We start from the raw sequence: 25,060 nt of genomic DNA, 5'->3' as shown, positions 1-25,060 counted from the left end.
AGAGTTTTAATTATTCGTTAAAACTTAATCCATTCCAACTTCAATACATTAATTCCATTAATTTAGCCTCACATAAAAGTTAAATATGAAAATTGGAATTGTTTGCTATCCAACCTTTGGAGGTAGTGGTGTTGTAGCTACAGAGTTAGGTCTAGAATTGTCTAAGCGTGGTCACGAAATTCATTTTATTACCTACAAACAACCAGTGCGATTAGAATTATTGAGCAATAATGTTCATTTCCATGAAGTCCATGTTCCTGAATATCCTTTGTTTCATTACCAACCGTATGAACTTGCCCTATCTAGTAAGTTAGTTGATATGGTAAAATTGCACGGTATTGAGCTTTTACACGTTCATTATGCAATACCTCATGCATATGCCGCTTACATGGCACAACAAATGCTTAAAGACGAAGGTATATTCGTACCAATTGTAACTACACTGCATGGCACAGATATTACCCTAGTTGGTAGTCATCCGTTTTACAAGCCAGCCGTGACTTTTAGTATTAATAAGTCTAATGCAGTAACCTCTGTTTCAGAGAGTCTTAAACAAGATACATTACGTTTATTTGATATTAAAAATGAAATAAAAGTTGTTCCAAATTTTATTGATATAGAAAAACATGAGCCTAATTTTACTGACTGTCAACGTAGTGCTATGGCAAATGAAGATGAACGTATTATTACTCACATAAGTAATTTTAGAGAAGTTAAGAATATACCTGATGTTATAAAAATATTTTATGGGATTCAAAAAGAAATCCCGGCAAAATTAATGATGGTTGGTGAAGGACCAGAGAAAGAACCAGCAGAGAATTTAGTTGAAGAATTAGGTATATCTGATAAAGTAGTTTTCTTTGGAAACAGCAATGAAATTGATAGGATTCTATGCTTTAGTGATTTATTTCTATTACCGTCAGAAACTGAAAGCTTTGGTCTTGCAGCATTGGAGGCAATGGCATCTAGTGTTCCTGTTATTTCTTCAAATTCTGGAGGTCTTTCAGAAGTAAACAAAGACGGCTTTTCGGGTTATTTAAGTAATGTTGGAAATATTTCAGAAATGACTCAAAATGCCCTTAAGATTTTGAAAGAGGATAAAACACTCTACCAATTCAAAGAAAGTGCAAAAGCACAATCTCTAAATTTTGATTTACATACTATTGTCCCTAAATACGAGGAGATATACGAAACTACACTTGCTGATTGTTCAGTAAAATAAAAAAAGCCATCTAATAATAGATGGCTTTTTCTTTTGATAATATTTTTTTAAAACTGATATCGTATACCTAAAGCGATATCGAAGTTGGTATCATCATTAAAATCTCCAAAACCTATTTCTGGTCTAAAATCTAATGATAGTAATAACGGTATATCAAAATCATATTCTATACCAATATCTCCGGCTATTAAGAAAAACGTTTCACTGTCATTAATAGGAGCATCAAAGTCATAAGAACCAACACCACCACCAGCACCTGCATACCAGTTAAAACCTCCATCAATGTTCCAAACCCATTGATAAAGACCTACAAGTTTAAATCCATCAAAATTATTTCCAGTTCGCCAACCAAGGTCTACCTCGAGTCTATTATTATCGCCTAAAGCGCGCTGATAAGACACTTCTGCACCCAAACCATCACTATCACCAAGTCTAAGACCAATAGCATTATCAGATATGCTCTGAGCATTTGTAAATAGTAAACATCCAAAAACAGTAATAACTGTCAAAGCTAATTTTTTCATAATTGTATTGTTTTTTTATTGATTTATAGTCTTTGTTCAAAAATAACGCCAAAAATCAATTTATATTTACAAATAATAATAGATTTATCAACTGAATAACTTAATAATTTCAATGAAAGAGGCTCTTAAGCGCTTAAAGTCTAATTTTCAAGGTGATATATTTTCTGATGATTTGATGAGGAAAATATATGCAACTGATGCTTCGGTTTATAAAATTATGCCACTTGCAGTTGCAATTCCAAAATCAACAACTGACATCAAGCAACTTGTTGATTTTGCGACCAAGAATAATACATCACTAATTCCTAGAACTGCAGGTACTTCTTTAGCTGGACAATGCGTTGGAGAAGGTGTCGTAGTTGATGTTTCAAAGCATTTTACAAAAATATTAGACCTAGATGAAATTAATAAAACCGTTACTGTCGAGCCAGGTGTAGTTAGAGATGAATTAAATAATTATCTAAAACCCTTTGGTTTATTCTTTGGGCCAAATACTTCGACATCAAACCGTTGTATGATTGGTGGTATGGTTGGCAATAATTCTTCTGGCACAACTTCTATACAACATGGGGTGACTCGTGATAAAGTTTTGAGTCTAAAAACAATTTTGAGTGATGGAAGTGAAGCTGATTTTAAAGCACTTACAATAAACGAGTTTCAAGATAAATTGAAGTTAAATAGTCTAGAAGGTAAAATTTATAAGTCTATTTATTCGGAATTAAATTCTGAAAATGTTAAAACACAAATCATTGATAATTTTCCTAAACCAGAAATTCATAGACGTAATACGGGATATGCAATTGATGAACTTATTAAATCAGATGTTTTCAGCAAAAGTAATAAGGCATTTAACATGTGTCAATTGCTTTCTGGAAGTGAAGGTACATTAGCTTTTACTACAGAAATCACTTTACAATTAGATGTCTTACCTCCAACTAATAATGCTATTGTTGCAGTTCATTTTGATAGTATTGATAAATGTATGAAATCAGTAAAACAAGTCATGCAACATAACTTGCATACTTGTGAAATGATGGATGACACCATACTTAATCTTACTAAGCATAATAAGACGCAACAGAAGAATAGACAATTCGTTCAATCAGATCCTGTTGCGATTTTGATGTGTGAACTCAAAGCAAGTACAGAAAAAAAGCTAAACTCTGAAATTGAAAAATTATTAGAAACTGTAAAGAGATTAGACTTAAGCTATGCTGCACCTATATTAAAAGGAGAAGATATTGCAAAAGCCATGGAGCTTCGTAAAGCTGGATTAGGTCTTTTAGGTAACATGATTGGAGATAAGAAAGCAGTAGCTTGTATTGAAGATACGGCAGTTGCGCTTGATGATTTGGACGATTTTATTTCTGGATTTACAAGCCTTATGAAGTGTCATAATCAAGAGGCAGTTTATTATGCTCATGCTGGTGCTGGCGAAATACATTTGCGTCCAATACTAAACTTAAAGAGTAAAGCAGATGTTGCATTATTCAGAAAAATAACAACAGATGTAGCACATTTAGTTAAAAAATATCGAGGCTCAATGTCCGGTGAACATGGTGATGGTATTGTTAGAGCAGAATTTATTCCCTTAATGATAGGTGATGAAAATTATGAGATTCTAAAACGAATTAAATCCGCTTTTGACCCAAATAATATTTTTAATCCAGGTAAAATTATTGATGCGTTGCCTATGGATAAAAATCTTCGATATGAAGTAGGCAGAAAAGAACCAGAGATTGCTACTGTTTTAGATTTTTCGGCATCTCAAGGAATACTTCGTGAAGCCGAAAAGTGTAATGGTTCTGGAGATTGCCGAAAACTTCCTGAGTTTGGTGGTACGATGTGTCCAAGTTATAGAGCAACTCGAAACGAGAAAGATACAACAAGAGCAAGAGCTAATGCTTTGCGTGATTTTTTAACAACTTCTGAAAAAACAAATAAGTTTGATCATCAAGAACTTAAAGAAGTCTTCGATTTGTGCTTGAGTTGTAAGGCTTGCTCAAGTGAATGTCCAAGTAGTGTTGATGTTGCAAGTCTTAAAGCAGAATTTCAGTATCATTACCAAAAAGCAAATGGCTTTTCTTTTAAAAATAAGTTCTTTGCTAAATCTACAAAATACAATAGGTTAGGTTCAAAATTTTCTGGCTTATCTAATGTGGTTTTTCAGAACAAATTACTGTCATCTGCAATAAAGAGGGCTTTGGGAATTCATCAAAATAGAACACTACCAAAGTTTTCAAAATCTTTTAATAGTCAAATTAAAAGTCTTTTAAATACAGATAAACCAATAAAAACGGTATACCTCTTTGTCGATGAGTTTACCAATTACTTAGAATCCGAAATAGCAATAAACACTTTTGAATTACTCTCTAAACTTAATTATAAAATAGAGTGCGTAAAGCATCACGAAAGTGGAAGAAGCTATTTGTCTAAGGGATTTCTTGAAGAATCAAAAGATATAGCTAATAAAAATGTTTCAATTTTTAAGGATATAATTACAGAAGAAACGCCATTAGTAGGTATTGAACCTTCAGCAATACTAACTTTTAAAGATGAATATATTAAGCTAGCTGACTATAAAGAATCTGCTAAATCAATAGCTAAGCACACATATTTAATTGAGGAATTTATTCAAAGAGAAATAGAATTAGGGAACATAACATCAGCGCAATTCACACAAGAATCAAAAACCATAAAGTATCATGGGCATTGTTATCAAAAAGCCTTAGCAAATCAAAAATCTAGCTTCGATATTTTAAATCTTCCTAATAACTATAAAGTCACTATTATTCCTAGTGGTTGTTGCGGTATGGCAGGTAGCTTTGGTTATGACAAGGATAATTATGAAGTTAGTATGAAAATAGGAGAGCAAACTTTGTTTCCTGCAATACGTAAGGCTTCTAAAGACACTATAATTGCTGCTAACGGAACGAGTTGTCGTCATCAAATCAAAGATGGGACAAATAGGATAGCAAAACATCCGATTACTATTCTTAAAGAAGCACTACTATAAAAACTAAAGATTATATAAATTGACAAATGTGTTTTTGTTTGTTTATTTAATCAATTACATTAGCGTAAAATAAATTTTAATGGCAGGAAATACCTTCGGAAAGTTATTTAAACTCACCACTTTTGGTGAATCTCACGGCGTTGCTATTGGTGGAATTATAGATGGTTGTCCCGCAGGAATGACATTAGATTTTGAGGCTATTCAAAATGAAATGAATCGTCGTAAACCTGGACAATCTAAAATTGTAACACAACGAAAAGAACCAGATACTGTAGAGTTCTATTCAGGTATTTTTGAAGGGCAAACTACTGGAACTCCAATAGGCTTTGTAATCCATAACACCAATCAAAAATCAAAAGATTATTCACATATAAAAGACGTTTACCGACCAAGTCATGCCGACTATACTTATGACAAAAAATATGGTGTACGTGATTATCGTGGTGGTGGACGCAGTTCTGCTCGTGAGACAGCAAGTCGAGTAGTTGCAGGAGCTATTGCAAAACAGTTTTTGAATCAAATTGACATTAACGCGTTTACGTCTTCGGTTGGAGATATATTTATAGATAAACCTTATCAAGATTTAAATTTTAGTAAAATTGAATCGAATATGATTCGCTGTCCAGATACCGATGCGGCTGAAAAGATGATTGCTAAAGTTCAAGAAGTTAAAAAACAAGGCGATACTATCGGTGGCACAATCACTTGTGTTATACAAAATGTACCAGCTGGATTAGGCGAACCTGTTTTTGATAAGCTGCATGCAGAATTAGGTAAAGCGATGTTATCTATAAACGCTGTCAAAGGTTTTGAATATGGTAGTGGCTTTTGTGGGGCTAGAATGCTTGGTAGTAAACATAATGACAACTTTAATGAAGATGGAAGTACAAAAACCAATTTATCTGGTGGTGTACAAGGTGGTATAAGCAATGGCATGGATATTTATTTCCGTGTAGCTTTTAAACCTGTTGCAACAACATTACAAAAACAAGATACTATCAATAGTAAAGGCGAAACTGTAGAGATGCAAGGTAAAGGTCGTCATGACCCATGTGTGGTGCCACGTGCAGTACCTATTGTCGAAGCAATGGCAGCATTAGTTATTGCAGACTATATGTTATTAAGAAGACAAGAAACAAAAGAATGGTAATTTATAATTTATATAAATGAAATTTGCGTTATATTTTTTATTGTTATTAAGCATTTTATCTATCAATAGTCAAGATAAATTAAATAAACGTTTTACAGTTAAGCTTACTACAATTGAGAAAAAAACTGAATCGGTAATTCATTCAGCTATAATTGAGGTATATTCAAATAATAAAAGAATAAAAACGGCAATTTCAGATTTCGATGGTATTGGAATTTTTGCATTGAATAAATCAGATATTATAAATAATAGAATTGAATTAAAGGTTTATGGCCCTAAGTGTAAAATTTTCTCAAAAACATATAAAATCGAAAATAACTTAAATTTAAAAATATCTCTTAAATACGGTAAAACTATATACACCAATCATAATCAACTTTGGAACATGTATAAAATATTAAATATTAATCCAATACATGAAGAAAGTACAGAATGTGGTTTAGAGGAAATTGGCCCAATTGAGATAAAAATCAAGAACTAAAATTTTTAATAGGATATTTAAAGCATGAAAAAACTAGCATTACATTGGAAGATTATCATAGGAATGGTTCTAGGAATCATTTTTGGTTTTATTATGAATTCTGTTAACGGACAACAATTTGTTACAGATTGGATTGCGCCTTTTGGCAAAATCTTCATTAATCTTCTAAAGCTAATTGCTGTACCATTAATATTAGCGTCTTTAATCAAAGGGATATCAGATTTAAAAGATATTTCTAAGATTAAATCTATGGGATTGCGTACGATAGGGATTTATATAGGAACAACATTAGTTGCTATAATTATAGGTTTATCAATAGTTAATTTGGTAAAACCTGGAACAGGAATGCCTGAGGAAACTATCGAAAACATTAAGCTTAAATATGAAAATGATGCAGGCGTCACAGATAAATTAATGAAAGCTAGTGCTCAACAAGATGCTGGACCATTGCAAGCATTGGTCGATATCTTTCCTAGTAATATCTTTCAGTCAATGGCTAATGCAAGTATGCTACAAATCATATTTTTCGCATTATTTGTAGGCATTTGTTTATTATTAATAGGAGAGAAGAAGGCTAAACCAATGATAGATATTTTCGATTCGCTCAATGAAGTGGTCATGAAAATGGTTGACTTAATTATGCTTTTTGCGCCTTATGCTGTTTTTGCTTTGATGGCAAACGTCATAATCGCTTTTGACGATACTACAATATTAGTCAAACTCTTACAATATGCATTCTGTGTCGTCGGCGGTTTAATTTTAATGATTGGTTTCTATCTTTTATTAGTTAGTGTCTACACAAAGAAATCACCGATGTGGTTTTTAAGTAAGATTAGTCCTGCCCAATTATTAGCATTTTCAACGTCTAGTAGTGCTGCAACATTACCAGTAACTATGGAGCGTGTTGAAGAACATTTAGGAGTCGATAAAGAAGTTTCAGGTTTTGTGTTACCTGTTGGAGCAACCGTAAATATGGATGGTACAAGTTTGTATCAAGGTATTGCAGCTGTTTTTATTATGCAAGTGATTTGGCCAGAAGGACTTACTTTTACAAATCAATTGGTTATTATTTTTACAGCATTATTAGCCTCAATCGGTTCAGCAGCAGTACCAAGTGCTGGTATGGTAATGCTAGTTATCGTTTTAGAATCTATTGGTTTTCCAGCAGAACTATTACCAATAGGTTTAGCCTTGATATTTGCTGTAGATAGACCATTGGATATGTGTAGAACTGTTGTAAACGTTACAGGAGATGCTACAGTTTCGATATTAGTTGCCAAATCATTAGATAAGTTGCATGATCCAAAACCTAAGGAATGGGATGATAATTACGAAGCTGTAAAATAATTTGATAAAATTCTTAAAGTTAGTATCTTAACTTTTAATAAAAACTAATCGCCAAATTATGAATGTTTGTTTTATTATGTATCCTTGGGAAGAAATAGACCCAGAAAATGATACTAGTCTCGCCTTGATCAAAGAATGTGCAAAACGTGGACATGGCGTTGCTATGTGTACGCCTGCAAATTTAACTATTCGTGATAGTGTGACTAATGCGTTTTGTAATGTTGTTGGACGTATTGATAAAGTACCATCTACATTAAAAGCATTTTATAAAAAGGTGACACTAAGAGAAGAAATGCTGCCTTTAGCAGGTTTTGATGCGATTTTTTTTAGAGCAAATCCACCATTAGACCCATTGATGCTTAACTTCTTAGATTCTGTAAAAGATGATGTCTTTATTATAAATTCTCTTCAAGGTATGCGAGAAGCTAATAACAAATTATACACAGCAGCATTTGGAGACGCGCATAGTAATATCATACCAAACACCCATGTTTCAAAAAACAAAAACTATTTAATTCAACAAATTAAAGAGTCTAAATCCGATAAAATGATTTTAAAACCATTAAATGGTTTTGGTGGTTCTGGAGTTATACTTATTGAAAAATCAGCGATGAGTAATATTAACTCTTTATTGGATTTTTATATTAGTGCTGGTGATGGAGAATCTAATTACGTGATTCTTCAAGATTACATTGAAGGCGCAGATAAAGGAGATGTAAGAATTTTGTTGCTTAATGGAGAAGCTGTAGGTGCAATGAAGCGCGTTCCTGGTGATGATGATCATCGTTCTAATGTTTCTGCCGGAGGCTCTGTACAAAAACATACTTTGACAAAAGAAGAAAAAGCACTTTGTAAGCAGATTGGACCAAAACTCGTAAAAGATGGCTTGTATTTTGTTGGTATTGATGTTATTGGAGGCAAATTGGTGGAAGTAAATGTTATGTCACCTGGTGGAATTACCTACATTAATAAAGTATATAAAAACAAACGCAAGGTTGAAGAAAAGGTAATAGATTTCCTTGAAAGTAAAGTACTTGATAATTTAGAAGCTTTTAATAGAAGAACGCGTTTGCGCAAGACAGTTGAAGATGCATAGCTCTTAATTATGCTTCAGATCAATACATCATTAGTTTCAGTAGATTGGCTTCAAAGAAATATTGAAGCTGAAAATTTAGTAGTCTTAGATGCCACTATTGCTAGAGTTGCTGGTACAAAACTTGAAAAGAATCCAGAGTATATCCCTAATTCACAATTTTTTGATATTAAAAAAAAATTTAGTGATACAAATGCAGAATTTCCAAATACACTGCCTTCTCTTGAGCAATTTCAATTTGAAGCTCAAAAGCTTGGTATAAACACTAATAATGCTGTGGTTGTTTATGATAGCCATGGTATTTATTCGAGTTCAAGAGCTTGGTGGCTTTTTAAGTATTTTGGACATAATAATATTGCTGTTTTAGATGGTGGTTTGCCAGAATGGTTAGCTCACAAACTTCCAATAGCAAAAAACTATATTGTATCAAATGTTATTGGAAATTTTAAATCAGAACCTAATAGAAATTTGATGACTGATTTTAGTGGTATAAAATCGTATTCAACTTCAAAAAAAGCCATAATTTTTGATGCACGTTCACAAAAACGATTCTTAGGAGATACACCAGAACCAAGAAAAGGTTTACGCAGCGGAACAATTCCAAATTCATTAAATTTACCTTACACAGAATTACTTAAAGGAAATTCCTTTAAGTCTAAGAAAGAATTAATACAAATATTCAATAGCCATATTGACGCACAGCAAAGGTTAGTTTTTAGTTGTGGCTCCGGAATAACGGCTTGTAACCTAGCTTTAGGCGCAACAGTAGCTGGTTATAAGGATGTAGTAGTATATGATGGTTCATGGACAGAATACGGAACATTAACAACAAATAATATGGAAGCACCAAAATGGACAAAAGATGAACTCATGGCGTACATTTTATTATACGCTGCACATTCAGATTTTAAAGAAGATAATCACGAGCGAAATGTTATAATATCCAAAGTAGATATGCAGACATTTCAAAAAATCCATGATGAATTCTCAAAGGATAATGATTTTAAAAGTATTCAGAAAATTTTACAATCTATTGAAGCTAACAATTATTCAAAAGACCAGATTGACGAAGTTATAGCTGATATCAAGGGTTTATTCTTTGCAGATGGTGATTTTGACATCAAAGAACATTCTATGTTATTATTTTTAAAACGCATTTTAAAATAGGTTTTTATGCAAAAACTTGCTGTTGCTGAAATCATTAAAAATATCGAAGCTGAAAAATGTTTTCATGCTGTTTCTGATGATTATTCATTTACTGTAAAAATCGAAAAATACGTCCATTATGCCTGTGGTGCTGTACATGACGGACATCAATTCAGAAAAGAATTATGGACTAATTGCTTGCATACTGAGTATGACCGTTGGTACGAAGAAGATCCAGAAACTAAAAATATGATTGCGTCACACCCAATAGTTATAGCAGGTTGTGATTCGCGCTTTGAATATGATTTAAATAGAACACCAGAAGAAGCTGTTTTTGAAACTGCTTGGGGAAAACAATTATGGAAATCGCCCTTAGATTCTAGTCAAAAAGTGAAGAGTGAACAAAAACATGCCAATTTTTATAAAGTTGTAAATGTGTTGATTTCAAAATTAGAAGAAAAATTTGGTGTTTGTATCGTTTATGACATGCATAGTTATAATTGGCAGCGTTGGGATAGAGAAGTACCAACTTGGAATTTAGGTACTTCAAATGTCGATAATGAACGTTTTGGTCATTGTATTGAGTCATGGCGTAACACATTATCATCGATAGAGTTGCCAAATAACATTAAACAAACAGCAGAGATAAATAATACCTTTTATGGTAACGGATATTTCTTAAAGTTTATAACTAATAATTTTAAAAATACTTTAGTTTTGGCTACTGAAATCGCAAAAGTTTACTGCGATGAGTATAATCAAATTATTTTCCCTGAAGTTGTTGTAGCGGTAGAGAATCAGCTTAAAGATTTATTGCCTAAACATGCTTCTGAATTCTATAAAACCTTTTCTAGTTAATGTCTCAAATTAAGACAACACCAGAGTTTGAAGCCATTTTTGATATCGATGCTAATCTTAATAGATTGGTAAAGAATATCGAATTACTCAATTACATAAACCCACTTAATATTGCGGCTGAAAAAAAGAAATTCTTTTCTGATAAGTATAATTATGAGCCTGAATTTAAATATCCAAAAATTAAATTTGATGGTTATAAATTACATCGATTACTATTTTCACAGCGATTAGAGCGTATTGAAGACAATGACATTCGTCAATTATATGAAGATATTATTTACGAATATTCTGGTCTTATTGAATGTATAGAAACCATTGGAAAAGGCAAAAAATTTTACTACAATAGCCTTAAAAGTTTTGGAACTCCAACTGAGAGAGATATTGAAAATGCTAAGTTTATTCTACGTTTTGATGAAGATGATGATGCAGATTTAGAGCCAATTCATAATGCCGATTATGCAAAACAATATTTTGACGAGTTTTCGAAACGCTATGATTTTGAATACAACGTAAAGATTAATAATAATTTGTCTGCTGCAGCTATGGTTTTAAATAACACCCAGACTTTGGTGTTACGCAAAAATCATAAATTCAGTAATAATCAGTTGCTTGTGTTAGCAAATCATGAAATTGGGGTACATCTTGTAACGACTTTTAATGGTTTATCTCAACCTCTTAAAGTGTTTTCTAATGGTTTCCCAAATAATGTCGAAACCCAAGAGGGTTTAGCTGTTTATGCCGAATATATGTCGGGTTCGTTAACGATGTATAGACTGCGTGAATTAGCGTTTAGAGTTATTGCTGCCGATAGTCTTAGTAAAGGTTATAACTTTTCGGATACATTTGATTTATTAAACGGACAATACAAATTAGAACGTAACAAAGCATTTAGTATCACACAACGTATACATCGTGGTGGAGGATTTACAAAAGACTTTTTATATCTCACTGGTTTACGAAATGTATTTCAACATGCTAATGCTAATAAAGATTTAGGAAAGCTATTAATGGGAAAGGTTTGTATGTCTTATACCAAAACTATTGACAAATTGATTGATAAAGGCTTGGCGATACCACCAATTCATTATACAGATGCCTATCTTGAAAATAAGAATAGGAATTCGAAGTTAGATTTTATTCTTGAAGGATTAAAATAAAAACCTCAAAGCCAAATTTTTCGGTCTATCATCAAAATGACACTTACAATAGGGTAGACTCGCCATAAGGTAAGAGTTTGATTCATTCCTAACTAACTGAAGTTAGGCTCAAACTAACATAATTTTGCTTAGAGGTTTTTACTTGGACTGCAGATAGCAGTCCTAATCAACCATCAACTTTTAAACTCAGTACGAAAATTACTTTAAGGCGCTGAGTTTCGAAACTTAGTTTTAGTTAAACATGTATTTTGATGAGTAAACTATACTTTTGGATTAGTATAGTTTAATCTAAGAATTTAGATTTTAATTCTGGTGTAGGAATCATACACGATTCTTTTTTGCCGTACCATTTGTAACGATTTTTTGCAATAAAATCGTATACCCAATTACGAATACCAGTCGGAACAATCAAAAATATACTTAGGATATTTGTTGGGAAACCCAATGATTTGGCAACCTTCAAAGCTGCAGTAGATTTACTTGTTATTTTATGAGTTTCAGGCTTAAAAAGTAATATAGAGTCTGTTTGAGTGGTATCTATATTAAATTCATTAATGATAGTTTCTCCTATTTTGCTTTGTAAGGGTGCAAATAAAAATTGATTCTCTTTATCTCGTTTGATAACATATAAAACACTGCTATTACAAAGGTTACATACACCATCGAATAGTATTAATTGCTTGTGTTTTGGAATGCTGTCTATCATTTTTTTGCTTCAACCAATTCTAATAAATCTACACTTACATTTGTTGTGAAAAGTCCATAGTTTACAATGGCTTTATTCTTTTCTATATCATCAATACTTCCAATAGCTCTTCCATCATGCATACGTACACGGTCACCAATTTTTAAAACTGGTTTTGGAGGAGCAGGTTTTTCTTTCTCTTTTTGTTTTGCTTTCTTCTTCTTTTGTCGGATAATGTCTACTTTCTTTTCAGCTTCCTTTTTTACTTGAGCTTCTTTGGCTTTTTCAGCCCGTTTTTGTTTGGCAGAAACTTTTTTCTTTTTTGAGTTTTCTATTTGTACCAATCTAAATAACTCTGCCATTAACTCACGCTTCTTGTTATTGTTCTGAAATTTATCAGCCAAATCATTTACTTTTTGTCCTAAGTAAATTAAGCGTTGATTGCTATCGTACAATTCTTGATAGCTTTCGAGTTTCTTTTGAACTTTGTTATTTATCTCTTCTAACTTATCTGCTTCAGTTTGTTTTTTCTTTTCGTTTTGCTTTAAAGACTGCTCTGTTTTTTCTAGTCGACTACGTTGCTTTTGAAGTTTTGCAATTGTTGCATCAAATCTTACTTTACCTCGTTCAATCTTCTTCTTTGCCTTGTTAATTAAACTATATGGAATACCATTTTTCTGAGCAACCTCAAAGGTAAACGAACTTCCTGCTTGTCCAATAACTAACTTATAAATCGGTTCTAATGTACGTTCATTAAATAGCATATTTGCATTACGCATGTACGGTAATTCATTTGCTAATAATTTTAGGTTAGAGTAATGTGTTGTAATTATACCAAAAGCTTTACGGTCATAAAACACCTCTAAAAAAGCTTCGGCAAGCGAACCACCTAATTCTGGGTCAGAACCTGTTCCAAATTCATCTATAAGAAAAAGCGTGTTTTTATTACATTTTCTTAAAAAGTAGTTCATTTGTTTTAAACGGTAACTGTATGTACTCAGATGATTTTCTATAGATTGGTTATCTCCAATATCACTCAGTATTCTATTAAACAAACACATTTTGCTACGTTCATGTACAGGGACAAGCATACCGCTTTGAAGCATAACTTGTAATAGACCAACGGTCTTTAGGGTAATACTTTTACCACCTGCATTTGGTCCAGAGATAACAATAATTCTAGCATCGTCAGCTAATTCTATAGTTTGAGGGAATGTTTTTTCACCCTTTTCTGTATTCGTTAAATAGAGTAGCGGATGATAAGCATCTCGCAGATACATACTACGTTCTTCAGAAATCTCTGGCAGAATAGCATTCATACTACGCGCATATTTTGCCTTAGCCGAAATAACATCGATTTTTATCAAAAACTCTTGATACTTTTCAAGTAAGGGTAAAAATAACCGAATGTAATCGGTTAATTCTTTGAGAATTTTAATGACTTCTTCTTTTTCTTCATATTCAAGATTGTTAAGTTCTCTTGAATAATTCAGAGTTGTTTCAGGTTCGATATAGACAATACTTCCTGTTTTACTTCCGCCCATAATAGCACCTTTGACTTTACGACGGTACATAGATTTTACGGCTAGAACACGTTTGTTTTCTACTACAGATTCCCTAATATCATCTAAGTAGTCTAACCCATGATACTTATTTAATGCTGAAGAAAAACTTGTATTTATTTTAGTCCTTAAGCTAGTAATTGACTTTCGTAAAACTGAAAGTGCTGGCGACGCATTGTCTTTGATATCTCCAAAACGGTCTACTACTGCATCAACTTGCTCTATTATAGTCGTATTGTGTTCAATAGGGCTTGATAATTGATGAAGATTATGATAATATTCTTTGAATTTTTCTAAGAATTTTAAAATCGTGTTTACAGTTAATGATGTACTTACAATCTTTTGCAAACTTTGGACTTCTAAATATGTGTTTTCAATATTTAAAAGTTTGATTTCTTTAGTCAAGGCTTCAAACCCATGATTAGGAATGCGGTTATCGTTGTCAAAAGAAGACAAATATTCGTTGGTATAAGAGAGTTCTCTTTTAAGAATTTCGACATCAGAAAATGGCATCACAGCAAGTGCAGCTTCTTTACCTAAATTAGTGATGCAATGTTCACTTAATTGAGATTGGACTGTACCGAACTCTAAATCATCTAAAGTCTTCTGATGTATACTAATCATTATAATTTTAATTTCCGAGAGCAAATTTAAGCCAATTCGGCTTTTACACCTAATGCATTAAGATGGTTTTATAGTTAGAAACATTATTAACTATTGAAATAATGATAATAACTAAATTAAAAGTCACACTCACTCATTCTTATTTTTTATAATTTTTATCACAATGTATCTTTCACTTAAAATTTTAAATAATGAAAACTTTAATTTTATTAATAGTTGCATCTATCAGTTTGTGTGCTCAATCTCAAAAAAACATCGAAAAAGGAAAATATATTTCATCTGATAAGCTTAAATATTTAATAATAAAAAACGATTCAAGATTTGAATACATATCTTATTTACATTACTCACCATATACAATTGAAGAAAAGAGGAAAAGTAAAAATATAAAAGAAACTAAAATTGGAAGTTGTGGAACAATAGGATATTTGGGAGATATTGAAGGTACAGGAGAATATAAAATAATAGATGGAAAGATATTCTTGGATTTTGAAATTGATTTTTCAAATATTTCACAGAGAAATAAAGTTATTGATTTTAGATTGGTAAGAGGAATGATAATAGAGATTGATGATTTAGAAAAAATTAGATTGAGTAGCATAAATATAATTTTCACTTATTTGTTAACTTTGTTCAGTGAACGTATCTATAGATTCCAGCTGGAAAAAGCATCTGTCAGAAGAATTTGAAAAACTATATTTTCAAAGCCTTACCGATTTTGTTAAACATGAATATTCTAAAAATACGTGTTACCCAAAAGGTTCAGAAATTTTCAATGCGTTTAATCATTGTAAGTTTGATGATTTAAAAGTTGTAGTTATAGGTCAAGACCCATATCACGGACCAAATCAAGCTAATGGCTTATGTTTTTCGGTAAATGATGGTATATCTCATCCACCATCCTTAATCAATATTTTTAAAGAATTGCAGTCTGATATAAATATGCCGTATCCAAAAAATGGTAATTTAATATCTTGGGCAAAGCAAGGTGTATTATTGTTAAATGCTACATTAACGGTTAGAGCTCATGAAGCTGGAAGTCATCAAAAGCAAGGTTGGGAAACATTTACTGATTCAGTTATAAAAACAATTAGTGAATATAAAAACGATATTGTGTTTTTACTTTGGGGTGGTTTTGCAAAGAAAAAAGTGAAACTTATTGACCAGAAAAAACATCATATTTTAAACTCAGGACATCCATCGCCTTTGAGTGCTAATCGTGGATATTGGTTTGATAACAAACATTTTAGTAAAACGAATACTTTTTTGAAATCTAATGGTAAGGCTGAAATAGATTGGATAATTAGTTAACCGTAAATGTATATCGTGCTTGTGTATCGGCATTTACAATTGAAGAATCTATATTCACAAAACCAAGTTCTGAAACTCCTATTGATATTGTTACTGTTCCATTTCCACTAAATGATAAAAGTCCAGTACCACCTAGATAGTACGTGCCTGATTCTAACAGCTTTATTCCAAACCTACTTCTAAATCCTGAGCCATCATAAAGACTAGATACTTGAATAAATTCACCATTTGTAGTAACTTCTCCATTGATAATTTCAATAGAATTTTGGTTTAAAGGAATTTCAACAATACTGCCAAAACCAGTTTCCTTATAGAGAACCAAATTCATAAATGCTCTAGATTGACCGATTTCACTATATGTAAAGTCACTCAGATTTATAGCATTACCGTTTGTTGTAGTTTGATTGTTTTCAATAGATGTCTCAATAAAGATAATATCATCAACATTAAAAGACGATTCGTCATTACCAACAGCTATTAGACCATTATTAGTAACAAACTCTGTGTTTGTAAAAATATCATCTTCTTCTGGGCAACATAATGACGCACATAACGAAATTACGACCATAATTAAAAGCGAAAGAGGTTTCATGAATTTGGTTTTTTAATAGATGAAACTATTTGAAAAGGTTGCGTCACCAAATCATAATTTATGAACCAAATCGTTGTATTTCCACTTTTCTGGTATAATATTTAGACTTAATAGCTCGTCTTGTACTTTATTTAAAGTTTGTTCTTTGATTAATTCCTGTGACCATTCGGTGAGTGATAACCATTCTTGTACATCCTCTAATTCTTGCTCGTATCGATTGGCAATAGTACGGTCTATACTTGGAATATTTTTGAATTCGGAAGTCGTTCCGTTTATGATTTCTAAAATTGTTTTGACATCGTCTTCATTATTCTCTAGAAATTCATTTCTTACAGCTATAACAAAGCAAGGCCATGGCGAAGGACAATTCCCGATACGTCTAAAAGTGCCATCATCTACTAATGGTTTTGTGGTGAATTTTTCCCACATAAAATAATCTGCATCACCATTAAGTAATCCGTGGATAGCGCCATCTAGATTTTTAATTACAGAAAAATCCATATCAGTTTCTAAATCCCAGCCCTTATCCTTTGCATTTACATATGCCATAAGATGAGAGCCAGAGCCATAGCGACTAATTGCTGCTCGTGTTCCTTTTGTATCTTCAATGGTTTTAAATTTTGAATCTGCAGCGACATGTATACCCCAAATTAAAGGCGATTGTGTGTAAGTTTGTACTATTTTAGAAGGATTGCCTGCGATGATATCTTTTACGATACCTTCGGTAAGAATAACTGCCATATCGATATCACCTTCACGAAGTCCTTTGCACATTTGACCTGTACCACCATGATAGTCATGCCAACGAAGATTAATGCCTTCTGCCTTATATTCGCCATTCTTTAGAGTAAGATACCAAGCTAAATTGAAATGTTCTGGTACGCCACCGATATTTATTTTTTTCAAAATTTACTTTTATTTTTTTTTGATTTTGCAACGCTATTTCTGTAGATAATAATTACAGTGATAACACTCCAAAATATAATTAATTCAATTCTAAAGATACGCTCTCCAGGCAAACCAATAATTAGGTAGACTAAAGTTCTGATGACTGTACCTATCAATAAGAAAATGGCAACAACGTAAAGGACATTAGCAAATTTTTTCATTGATTTTATAAGTTTATAATACGATCTAAAGCATAATTAATAAGTTTTTCTACAGTATACTTTGGGTTTTGGCTAAACGTACCATTTGCTCTATTAGCAATAATGGCATTAAGTGATAAAGCCTCGTGACCTAAAAGCTTTGATAGTCCATAAATCACAGAAGTCTCCATTTCAAAATTGGTAATTCTATAATCTTTATAACTAAAATTATCTAGTTTATTATTCAGACTTGCATCTTGGAGTGGCAATCTTAATACGCGACCTTGTGGTCCATAAAAACCACCAGCAGTTCCAGTCATACCTTTATGTACATCTGTACTTTCGAAGAATTGTTGTAAATAAGCACTATTATTAATGATTATTGGGCGGGCTTTATTTTTATCCCAATTGGTGTGTTTAATAAATTCATTTTCAATTTCTGGATTACTTATACCTTCGATTTGATAGAAGTGAAGCATACCGTTGATATCTAAACCATGTGTACTAATTAAAAACGAGTCTACTGGCACATCTTTTTGTAAAGAACCAGAAGTACCAATTCTTATTATATTTAAACTCGTTAGATTTTCTTTTGGCTTACGGGTATCTAAATCGATATTTACAAGCGCATCAAGCTCATTTAGTACAATATCTATATTATCTGGTCCAATACCAGTCGAAATTACAGAAATTCTTTTGCCTTTATAGTGACCTGTTTGCGTCTTAAATTCTCTTTTTTGAGTCGTAAACTCAATACTATCAAAATGCTTAGTAATTTTTTCGACACGATCTTGGTCTCCAACAAATATTATGGTATCAGAAATATGCTCTGGCTTCAGGTTGAGATGATATACACTACCATCAGGATTTAATATAAGTTCAGAGTTTTTAATTGACATTAGATACTGTTTTTATAAGTTTATTTTCTGAAATATTGAATTGATAATCTAAGCGAGATATACCTCCGTAATCTATATCATTATTTATAGATTTGGAAAAATTGACTTCTCCAATCAATGCTTCATGACCTTTTCTTGTTAACTGTAATTGATTATCTTTTTCTTCAAAGAAGTCAGAGAGTTTGGCTATCATTCTCCTGAATTGTGAATCACCAAAACCATAATAGCCCTGATAATTTAGGCAATAGCCTAATAAATGATGTTCAGAATTAATGTCTTTATCTTTAATTAATTTTAAAATATTCTCTTCAATAATACAAAGTCCTGTTTTTTGATTCGGAAAACGTTTTAGATGCGCTTTTAAACAATTGGTTAAATATTTAAAACTAGAATTTTGAGTTATATATGGTTTAAAAATATTATGGTCTTTACAACAATAGGTACGCCATAATGCTACTGCTAAGTCAATATCATCATTTGTTAAAAGCACACGATTATCATGGTGTTTTCGTAGCTGTTGAGGATTTAATTCACCCAAACCCATTAAATATTTTTCTCCATCTACACGTCCACTACAAACTAAGTAGAGAGGTATGTTAATCTCTTTTTGATGTAGTAAGCTAATGACTGCTATTAAATTTATATGGCAAAATAAATCGTATTCAAACCATAAGTGAATCTCGTCATATTTATCGCTATTATCAAGTATTTGTAAAGATTCTCTTAAATTATAATCACTAGGATTTATGTTATAATAATGAGATAAAAAGGCTTTTCTCAGATTAAAAAAATCTTCAGAATCTATAAGTGGAACTGTTGGACCTTCACATAGCATTTCTCGCCAAGTCAATATGTCTTCTTTATAATCTAATTCTCTTAGATAATCAGTAAGGCTATCACCGTTTGTAATATGTAGAATTGTTTTAGACATAAATTAACCGCCAACGCGTTTTACATTAAAGCCTTTTTCCTTCAGCATAGCCATAATTTTATCTCGATAATCGCCTTGAATAATTATTTTATCGTCTTTAAAACTACCACCAACACTGAGCTTTTGCTTAAGTTCTTTTGCTAATTTTTTAAAATCTTCTGTAGCTCCATTGTAACCTTCAAGTATAGTAATAGGTTTTCCTTTACGCTTTTCGTACTTACAAATAATTGGGTCGTCTTGTAACCAAATATCTGAATTCTCCTCAGTTTCATTCTCAGAAACTTCTGGTGTATGGTCAGGAAATAGGTTTTTAAGTTGGTCTTGTAAATCCATAATTTAGAAAACAGCTTTTAATCTGAAGTGTTTATTTTATTCGGTGAAGCTTAATTGAGACTATTTTTTAAGTCCAAGTTCAATCAAACGTTCATTTAAAAACTCACCAGCAGTAATATCTTCAAATTGTTTTGGATTGTTTTCATCAATACAGCTTTCTAAGACATCTAATTTCATTTCACTTATAGGATGCATAAAGAAAGGAATAGAGTAGCGCGATGTGCCCCACAATTCTCTTGGAGGATTTACAACACGGTGTATTGTAGATTTTAATTTATTATTGGTGTGTCTAGACAGCATATCACCAACATTAATCATTAATTCATCTGGCTCTGCAATGGCATCTAACCATTCTCCATCATGATTTTGTACTTGTAATCCACGACCTTGAGCACCCATTAATAGCGTAATTAAATTAATATCGCCATGAGCAGCTGCACGTACAGCATTTTTAGGTTCATCTATAATTGGTGGATAATGAATTGGTCTTAATATAGAATTTCCGTTATGAATATAATTATCAAAATATGTTTCTTCTAAACCGACAAATAAAGCTAAAGCACGTAATACGTATTTGGCTGTTTCTTCAAGCTTAGCATAGGTTTGTTTGCCAACTTTATTAAATTCTGGAAGTTCTTTAACTTCAACATTTTCAGGATATTCTTTGCGACGTTCTTCATCATCTTCAACGTATTGACCAAAGTGCCAAAATTCTTTTAAATCGCCTTCTTTTTTACCTTTTGCGCTTTCTTTTCCGAATGAAATATAACCTCGTTGTCCACCAATGCCTTCAATTTCGTATTCGCGCTTCTTTTCTACAGGTAAATCAAAAAAGTTTTTGACTTCGGTGTAAAGGCTATCTACAAGCTTGTCGTCTAAAAAATGACCTTTTAATGCCACAAAACCTATGTCCTCATAAGCTTTTCCTATTTCATTAATAAATTTTTGTTTTCTATTAGGGTCATCAGATAAAAAATCCTTGAGGTCTACACTAGGTATTCTGTCCATGATATGTATTTATTTAGGTTATGTATTGACAAATTTAATGAAAACCCACTAAAAATGGGAGTTTTAAACGAATAAAATTGATTCATGATTCATTATGAATTCTATCTATTTTAATTACATTTGATTGACTATTAAATTAAATTCTACATGTCTAATCCGACTACAAAACAAATGCGTTTTGATATCGCTTCATTGAGTGACGAAAAGTTATTACAATTGTATTACAACATGCTTCGACCTAGATTAATAGAGGAGAAGATGCTTATTTTACTACGACAAGGTAAGATTAGTAAATGGTTTTCTGGTATTGGTCAAGAGGCGATTTCTGTTGGTGTTACCATGGCGCTTAATGCCGATGAATATATTTTACCAATGCACCGAAATCTAGGTGTTTTTACAACACGTGAGATTCCTTTACATCGTTTATTCTGTCAATGGCAAGGAAAGATGAGTGGTTTTACAAAAGGACGTGACCGTTCTTTTCACTTCGGAACACAAGAATTTAATATTGTCGGTATGATTTCGCATTTAGGACCACAATTGGGTGTTGCAGATGGTATTGCGTTAGCAAATTTACTTAAGAAAAATAATAAAGCTACAGCTGTTTTTACTGGCGAAGGCGGAACAAGTGAAGGTGATTTTCATGAAGCATTAAATGTAGCTTCGGTATGGCAATTACCTGTATTGTTCTGTATAGAGAATAATGGATATGGACTATCTACACCGACTTCTGAACAATATAATTGCGAACATTTAGCAGATAGAGGAAAAGGATATGGTATAGAATCACATATCATAGATGGTAATAATATTGTTGAAGTTTTTACCAAAGTATCTGAATTAGCGGAAAGTATTCGAAAAGAACCAAGACCAGTTTTATTAGAATTTAAAACCTTTAGAATGCGTGGTCATGAAGAGGCGAGTGGTACAAAATATGTCCCTCAAGATTTGATGGACCATTGGGCTGCAAAAGACCCTTTAGAAAACTTCCAAGAATACTTAAAAAACAAAAAAATATTAACTGAAGAAAAAGAGGTTGAATTTAAGGAAGCTATTGTACACGAAGTCAACGAAAACTTGGATAAAGCTTATGCTGAAGAACATATTACTCCTAACTTAACTACTGAATTAAATGATGTATATAAATCATTTGTATATCAAGAAGTTAGTAAAAATTCAGAAACCCAAGAGTTGCGTTTGGTTGACGCCATATCTGAAGGCTTAAAGCAATCTATGGAACGTCACGACGACCTTGTTATTATGGGTCAAGATATTGCAGAATATGGTGGTGTTTTTAAAATTACAGATTGTTTCTTAGAGCAGTTTGGTAAAGAACGTGTCCGAAACACACCGATTTGTGAATCTGCTATTGTAGAAGCAGGTATGGGATTATCCATTGCCGGAATGAAAGCTGTTGTAGAAATGCAATTTGCAGACTTTGTGAGTTCTGGTTTTAATCCGATTGTCAATTATTTAGCAAAATCACATTACCGTTGGAATCAGCAAGCAGACGTCGTAGTACGTATGCCTTGTGGTGCTGGTGTTGCTGCTGGACCATTTCATTCGCAAACTAACGAAGCTTGGTTTACCAAAACACCTGGGTTAAAAGTGGTTTATCCTGCATTTCCAATGGATGCTAAAGGTTTATTAGCAACAGCTATCAATGACCCAAACCCAGTGTTATTTTTTGAACATAAAGCCTTATACAGAAGTATTAGACAAGACGTACCATCGGGTTACTACACATTACCATTAGGTAAAGCGTCGCTTTTAAAAGAAGGAAATGATATCACTATTATTACTTACGGTGCTGGTGTGCATTGGGCATTACAAGTCTTAGATAATAATCCTGATATATCTGCAGATGTAATTGATTTACGTTCATTACAGCCTTTGGATAAAAACGCTATTATTAGTTCGGTAAAGAAAACAAATAAAGCGATTATACTACAAGAAGATTCTATGTTTGGTGGTATTGCAAGTGATATTTCTGCTATGATAATGGAAGAGTGTTTTGAGCATCTTGATGCGCCTGTAAAACGTGTGGCAAGTATAGAAACACCAATACCTTTTGATGCTGAGTTAGAGAAGCAATATTTGGCTAAAGGCAGGTTTGAAGAGGAATTGTTGGAGTTGTTGGAGTATTAATTTGCAAAATAATTATACCAGTAAGAAACTATACTAAAAAGACACATAACTGCAGCTAATTTGAAAAAGATTTTAAATATCTCAAATATTATAGGGTAATTTTTTACAAGATTTGGGTTTACATTCTCAAGACCTGATTTAAAAAAATCTATAAAAATACCTGCACCTATAAACCAAAATAAAAAGAATCCAAATAGAAAAAATAACGTTAAAACCATTTAATGTTATTTCAAACTCTCAGCAACAGCCTGACATTCATCCAAAACACGGAGTAAATTCCCTGACCATAATTGCTCAATTTCTTTTTCAGTATAACCTCTACGAACTAACTCTAACGTGACATTAAAGGTTTCTGATGCATCATTCCAACCTTCAATACCGCCACCACCATCAAAATCACTACTAATACCTACGTGGTCAAGGCCCATTTTTTCGACTAAATAATCAATATGGTCTACAAAATCTGATACATTAACTTCTGGTGGAAAGTCAGACATTGCTTCTGCTTTTGCTTTAGTCAAGTCGTTAATCTTTGTCAAATAACCACTTTCTCTTATTGAATCTTGTACTGCTTTATCTAAAGCTCTTAATTCTCTGCGCCCATAATAGGTAACACCCATAGAATCCGCAATTTGATTTCTAATTTCAGTAGCTTTCTTATTTCTTGCTTCAGACTTTTCTTTGCTTAAGTAACTTCTAAATGCTACTGTTTGTACTACACCACCGTTTTCTTTTAGCCATTGTAATTGCTCGTCGTCCAAATTACGACTATGGTCACACAATGCTCTAGCAGACGAATGTGAGGCAATTATTGGCGCTTTTGTCAATTCTATCATTTGACGCATTGCTTCTTTTGACGGATGTGACACGTCAATCATCATACCTACTTTATTCATTTCTTTGACAACTAGTCTTCCAAAATCACTTAAACCATTATGCAACCAAACATCATCTGCTTCACCTGTATTACTATCGCAAAGTTGACTATGACCATTATGCGATAAAGACATATAACGCGCGCCCAAGTTGTAAAAATTTTGAACATTTTCAATATCTAGTCCTATTGGATAACCGTTTTCTATACCAATCATGACTACTTTTTTACCAGATTTAATAATACGCCTTACATCATCAGAAGTTCTTGCCAATTCGATTTGGTCTGGTGCAAAAACTTTAACCAATCTATGGATAGCATCAAATTTTGCTAAAGCATTTGCATGTGCATTTTCGAAACCTTTTATAGATAAAGAATCCTGTCCTGTATATACTATAAACCAAGGTACATCTAATCCGCCTTCAATCATTTTTGGAAGATTAACCTGATTTTTAAGACGCTGTGTGTAATTAATAGAATCAGTAAAATTGGCCACATTAATATCGCAATGCGTATCTAAAGTAATCACACGGTCATGAATTTCTTTTGCATAGGCGATAAGCTCTTCTTCGGTTTTAGGTTCAGAATTACAACTGAATAATACTATAATAAATGCAAAAAAGGGTAGTGTAGCTTTTAGTTTCATAATCGAGATTTCAATTTTGCATAAAAATAGACTAGAATATGCTAAAAACAAAAAACCAGCATTAATTACAATACTGGTTTTTTTAAATTTTGATTTCGATTAGATTCATAGTCTAATATTTTCTAAGTCATCATCTAAACTATTAGATGTATTGACGATTCTTGATAATGTTTTCATAATTGATTGATTTCAAAAGGTTATCTAAATCGTCTTTTACTATTCCAAGTAAAACTTTTAGCATCTGAATTTCTGCTTGTTAACTGATTGCTGTTTAATGTTCTCATGATTGTTCGATTTTTAATTGATTACACTATAAAGACGACCAAAAATAAGTTGTGTTACAATTAATTCATTGATTTAACACA

General features: G+C 32.3%; 23 protein-coding genes. 12 read left to right on the top strand and 11 right to left on the bottom strand.

Annotated features, from left to right (window positions below; translation table 11 throughout):
- The first annotated feature begins 85 nt into the window (after nt 1–85).
- Nucleotides 86–1,222 (top strand): N-acetyl-alpha-D-glucosaminyl L-malate synthase BshA, encoded by a 1,137-nt coding sequence (gene bshA / locus BTO05_RS02545; RefSeq protein WP_087491151.1) that lies wholly within the window; start codon nt 86–88, stop codon nt 1,220–1,222.
- A 47-nt stretch (nt 1,223–1,269) separates the two neighbouring features.
- On the opposite strand, the gene BTO05_RS02540 is transcribed toward bshA, so the two are convergent.
- Nucleotides 1,270–1,746, bottom strand: a complete 477-nt coding sequence (locus BTO05_RS02540; RefSeq protein ID WP_087491150.1) for a hypothetical protein — start codon at nt 1,744–1,746, stop codon at nt 1,270–1,272.
- A gap of 112 nt (nt 1,747–1,858) precedes the next feature.
- Here BTO05_RS02540 and BTO05_RS02535 point away from each other — a divergent pair, with 112 nt between their 5' ends.
- The 8 genes from BTO05_RS02535 to BTO05_RS02500 all read left to right on the top strand — a co-directional run bounded on the left by BTO05_RS02535 (nt 1,859) and on the right by BTO05_RS02500 (nt 11,994).
- Nucleotides 1,859–4,762 (top strand): FAD-binding and (Fe-S)-binding domain-containing protein, encoded by a 2,904-nt coding sequence (locus tag BTO05_RS02535; protein ID WP_087491149.1) that lies wholly within the window; start codon nt 1,859–1,861, stop codon nt 4,760–4,762.
- Nucleotides 4,763–4,841: 79 nt separating this feature from the next.
- Nucleotides 4,842–5,912 carry a chorismate synthase gene (gene aroC, locus BTO05_RS02530; protein WP_087491148.1) on the top strand — a complete coding sequence of 357 codons (1,071 nt, stop codon included), beginning with the start codon at nt 4,842–4,844 and terminating at the stop codon, nt 5,910–5,912.
- A gap of 16 nt (nt 5,913–5,928) precedes the next feature.
- A complete protein-coding gene (locus BTO05_RS02525; RefSeq protein ID WP_087491147.1) occupies nt 5,929–6,393 on the top strand; it encodes a hypothetical protein in 465 nt (154 codons plus the stop codon).
- Nucleotides 6,394–6,417: 24 nt separating this feature from the next.
- Complete coding sequence (locus BTO05_RS02520) at nt 6,418–7,740, top strand: dicarboxylate/amino acid:cation symporter (protein ID WP_087491146.1); 1,323 nt, start codon at nt 6,418–6,420, stop codon at nt 7,738–7,740.
- 58 nt (nt 7,741–7,798) lie between these two features.
- Nucleotides 7,799–8,836 (top strand): glutathione synthase, encoded by a 1,038-nt coding sequence (gene gshB, locus BTO05_RS02515; RefSeq protein ID WP_087491145.1) that lies wholly within the window; start codon nt 7,799–7,801, stop codon nt 8,834–8,836.
- A gap of 9 nt (nt 8,837–8,845) precedes the next feature.
- Nucleotides 8,846–10,000 (top strand): rhodanese-like domain-containing protein, encoded by a 1,155-nt coding sequence (locus BTO05_RS02510; protein ID WP_087491144.1) that lies wholly within the window; start codon nt 8,846–8,848, stop codon nt 9,998–10,000.
- Nucleotides 10,001–10,006: 6 nt separating this feature from the next.
- Nucleotides 10,007–10,837, top strand: coding sequence for an N-formylglutamate amidohydrolase (locus BTO05_RS02505; protein ID WP_087491143.1), 831 nt, complete (start codon nt 10,007–10,009; stop codon nt 10,835–10,837).
- On the top strand, nt 10,837–11,994 hold the full coding sequence (locus BTO05_RS02500) for a flavohemoglobin expression-modulating QEGLA motif protein (RefSeq protein WP_087491142.1): 1,158 nt from the start codon (nt 10,837–10,839) through the stop codon (nt 11,992–11,994). Before BTO05_RS02505 ends, BTO05_RS02500 begins: the two co-directional genes overlap by 1 nt.
- Before the next feature lie 283 nt (nt 11,995–12,277).
- Here the strand turns inward: BTO05_RS02500 and BTO05_RS02495 are convergent, their stop codons facing one another.
- The gene (locus tag BTO05_RS02495) at nt 12,278–12,700 is read right to left on the bottom strand and encodes a thiol-disulfide oxidoreductase DCC family protein (protein ID WP_087491141.1); all 423 of its coding nucleotides are present in this window, start codon (nt 12,698–12,700) and stop codon (nt 12,278–12,280) included.
- A complete protein-coding gene (locus BTO05_RS02490) occupies nt 12,697–14,865 on the bottom strand; it encodes an endonuclease MutS2 (protein WP_087491140.1) in 2,169 nt (722 codons plus the stop codon). The genes BTO05_RS02495 and BTO05_RS02490 overlap by 4 nt, the downstream gene beginning before the upstream one ends.
- 191 nt (nt 14,866–15,056) lie before the next feature.
- Between BTO05_RS02490 and BTO05_RS02485 the strand changes: the two genes are divergently transcribed.
- Together BTO05_RS02485 and BTO05_RS02480 are read left to right on the top strand one after the other, a co-directional pair.
- The gene (locus BTO05_RS02485) at nt 15,057–15,554 is read left to right on the top strand and encodes a hypothetical protein (RefSeq protein ID WP_087491139.1); all 498 of its coding nucleotides are present in this window, start codon (nt 15,057–15,059) and stop codon (nt 15,552–15,554) included.
- Nucleotides 15,502–16,176, top strand: a complete 675-nt coding sequence (locus BTO05_RS02480; protein WP_087491138.1) for a uracil-DNA glycosylase — start codon at nt 15,502–15,504, stop codon at nt 16,174–16,176. The genes BTO05_RS02485 and BTO05_RS02480 overlap by 53 nt, the downstream gene beginning before the upstream one ends.
- Here BTO05_RS02480 and BTO05_RS02475 read toward each other — a convergent pair.
- From BTO05_RS02475 to BTO05_RS02445, 7 genes are read right to left on the bottom strand one after another with little or no spacing between them, the layout of a single operon-like run.
- Entirely contained in the window at nt 16,169–16,768 is a 600-nt protein-coding gene (locus BTO05_RS02475; RefSeq protein ID WP_087491137.1) for a hypothetical protein, read from the bottom strand. The two genes, BTO05_RS02480 and BTO05_RS02475, sit on opposite strands and share 8 nt — an antisense overlap.
- A 51-nt stretch (nt 16,769–16,819) precedes the next feature.
- The gene (locus BTO05_RS02470; protein ID WP_087491136.1) at nt 16,820–17,674 is read right to left on the bottom strand and encodes a substrate-binding domain-containing protein; all 855 of its coding nucleotides are present in this window, start codon (nt 17,672–17,674) and stop codon (nt 16,820–16,822) included.
- Complete coding sequence (locus BTO05_RS02465; RefSeq protein ID WP_087491135.1) at nt 17,671–17,877, bottom strand: hypothetical protein; 207 nt, start codon at nt 17,875–17,877, stop codon at nt 17,671–17,673. Before BTO05_RS02465 ends, BTO05_RS02470 begins: the two co-directional genes overlap by 4 nt.
- A gap of 5 nt (nt 17,878–17,882) precedes the next feature.
- Complete coding sequence (locus BTO05_RS02460) at nt 17,883–18,755, bottom strand: nucleoside phosphorylase (protein ID WP_087491134.1); 873 nt, start codon at nt 18,753–18,755, stop codon at nt 17,883–17,885.
- Nucleotides 18,745–19,686 (bottom strand): DUF1835 domain-containing protein, encoded by a 942-nt coding sequence (locus tag BTO05_RS02455; RefSeq protein WP_087491133.1) that lies wholly within the window; start codon nt 19,684–19,686, stop codon nt 18,745–18,747. The genes BTO05_RS02460 and BTO05_RS02455 overlap by 11 nt, the downstream gene beginning before the upstream one ends.
- A gap of 3 nt (nt 19,687–19,689) precedes the next feature.
- Nucleotides 19,690–20,019 carry a translation initiation factor gene (locus BTO05_RS02450; protein WP_087491132.1) on the bottom strand — a complete coding sequence of 110 codons (330 nt, stop codon included), beginning with the start codon at nt 20,017–20,019 and terminating at the stop codon, nt 19,690–19,692.
- A 60-nt stretch (nt 20,020–20,079) separates the two neighbouring features.
- Nucleotides 20,080–21,027, bottom strand: coding sequence for an isopenicillin N synthase family dioxygenase (locus BTO05_RS02445; RefSeq protein ID WP_087491131.1), 948 nt, complete (start codon nt 21,025–21,027; stop codon nt 20,080–20,082).
- A 147-nt stretch (nt 21,028–21,174) separates the two neighbouring features.
- Here BTO05_RS02445 and BTO05_RS02440 point away from each other — a divergent pair, with 147 nt between their 5' ends.
- Nucleotides 21,175–23,175 carry a thiamine pyrophosphate-dependent enzyme gene (locus BTO05_RS02440; RefSeq protein ID WP_087491130.1) on the top strand — a complete coding sequence of 667 codons (2,001 nt, stop codon included), beginning with the start codon at nt 21,175–21,177 and terminating at the stop codon, nt 23,173–23,175.
- A gap of 224 nt (nt 23,176–23,399) precedes the next feature.
- On the opposite strand, the gene BTO05_RS02430 is transcribed toward BTO05_RS02440, so the two are convergent.
- Nucleotides 23,400–24,695, bottom strand: coding sequence for a dipeptidase (locus BTO05_RS02430; protein ID WP_087491128.1), 1,296 nt, complete (start codon nt 24,693–24,695; stop codon nt 23,400–23,402).
- Nucleotides 24,696–25,060 lie beyond the last annotated feature (365 nt).

The organism is Winogradskyella sp. PC-19 (assembly GCF_002163855.1).
Lineage (GTDB): Bacteria > Bacteroidota > Bacteroidia > Flavobacteriales > Flavobacteriaceae > Winogradskyella.
The sequence above is the reverse complement of the archived record's forward strand: the minus strand, read 5'-3'. Positions and strand labels throughout refer to the sequence as shown.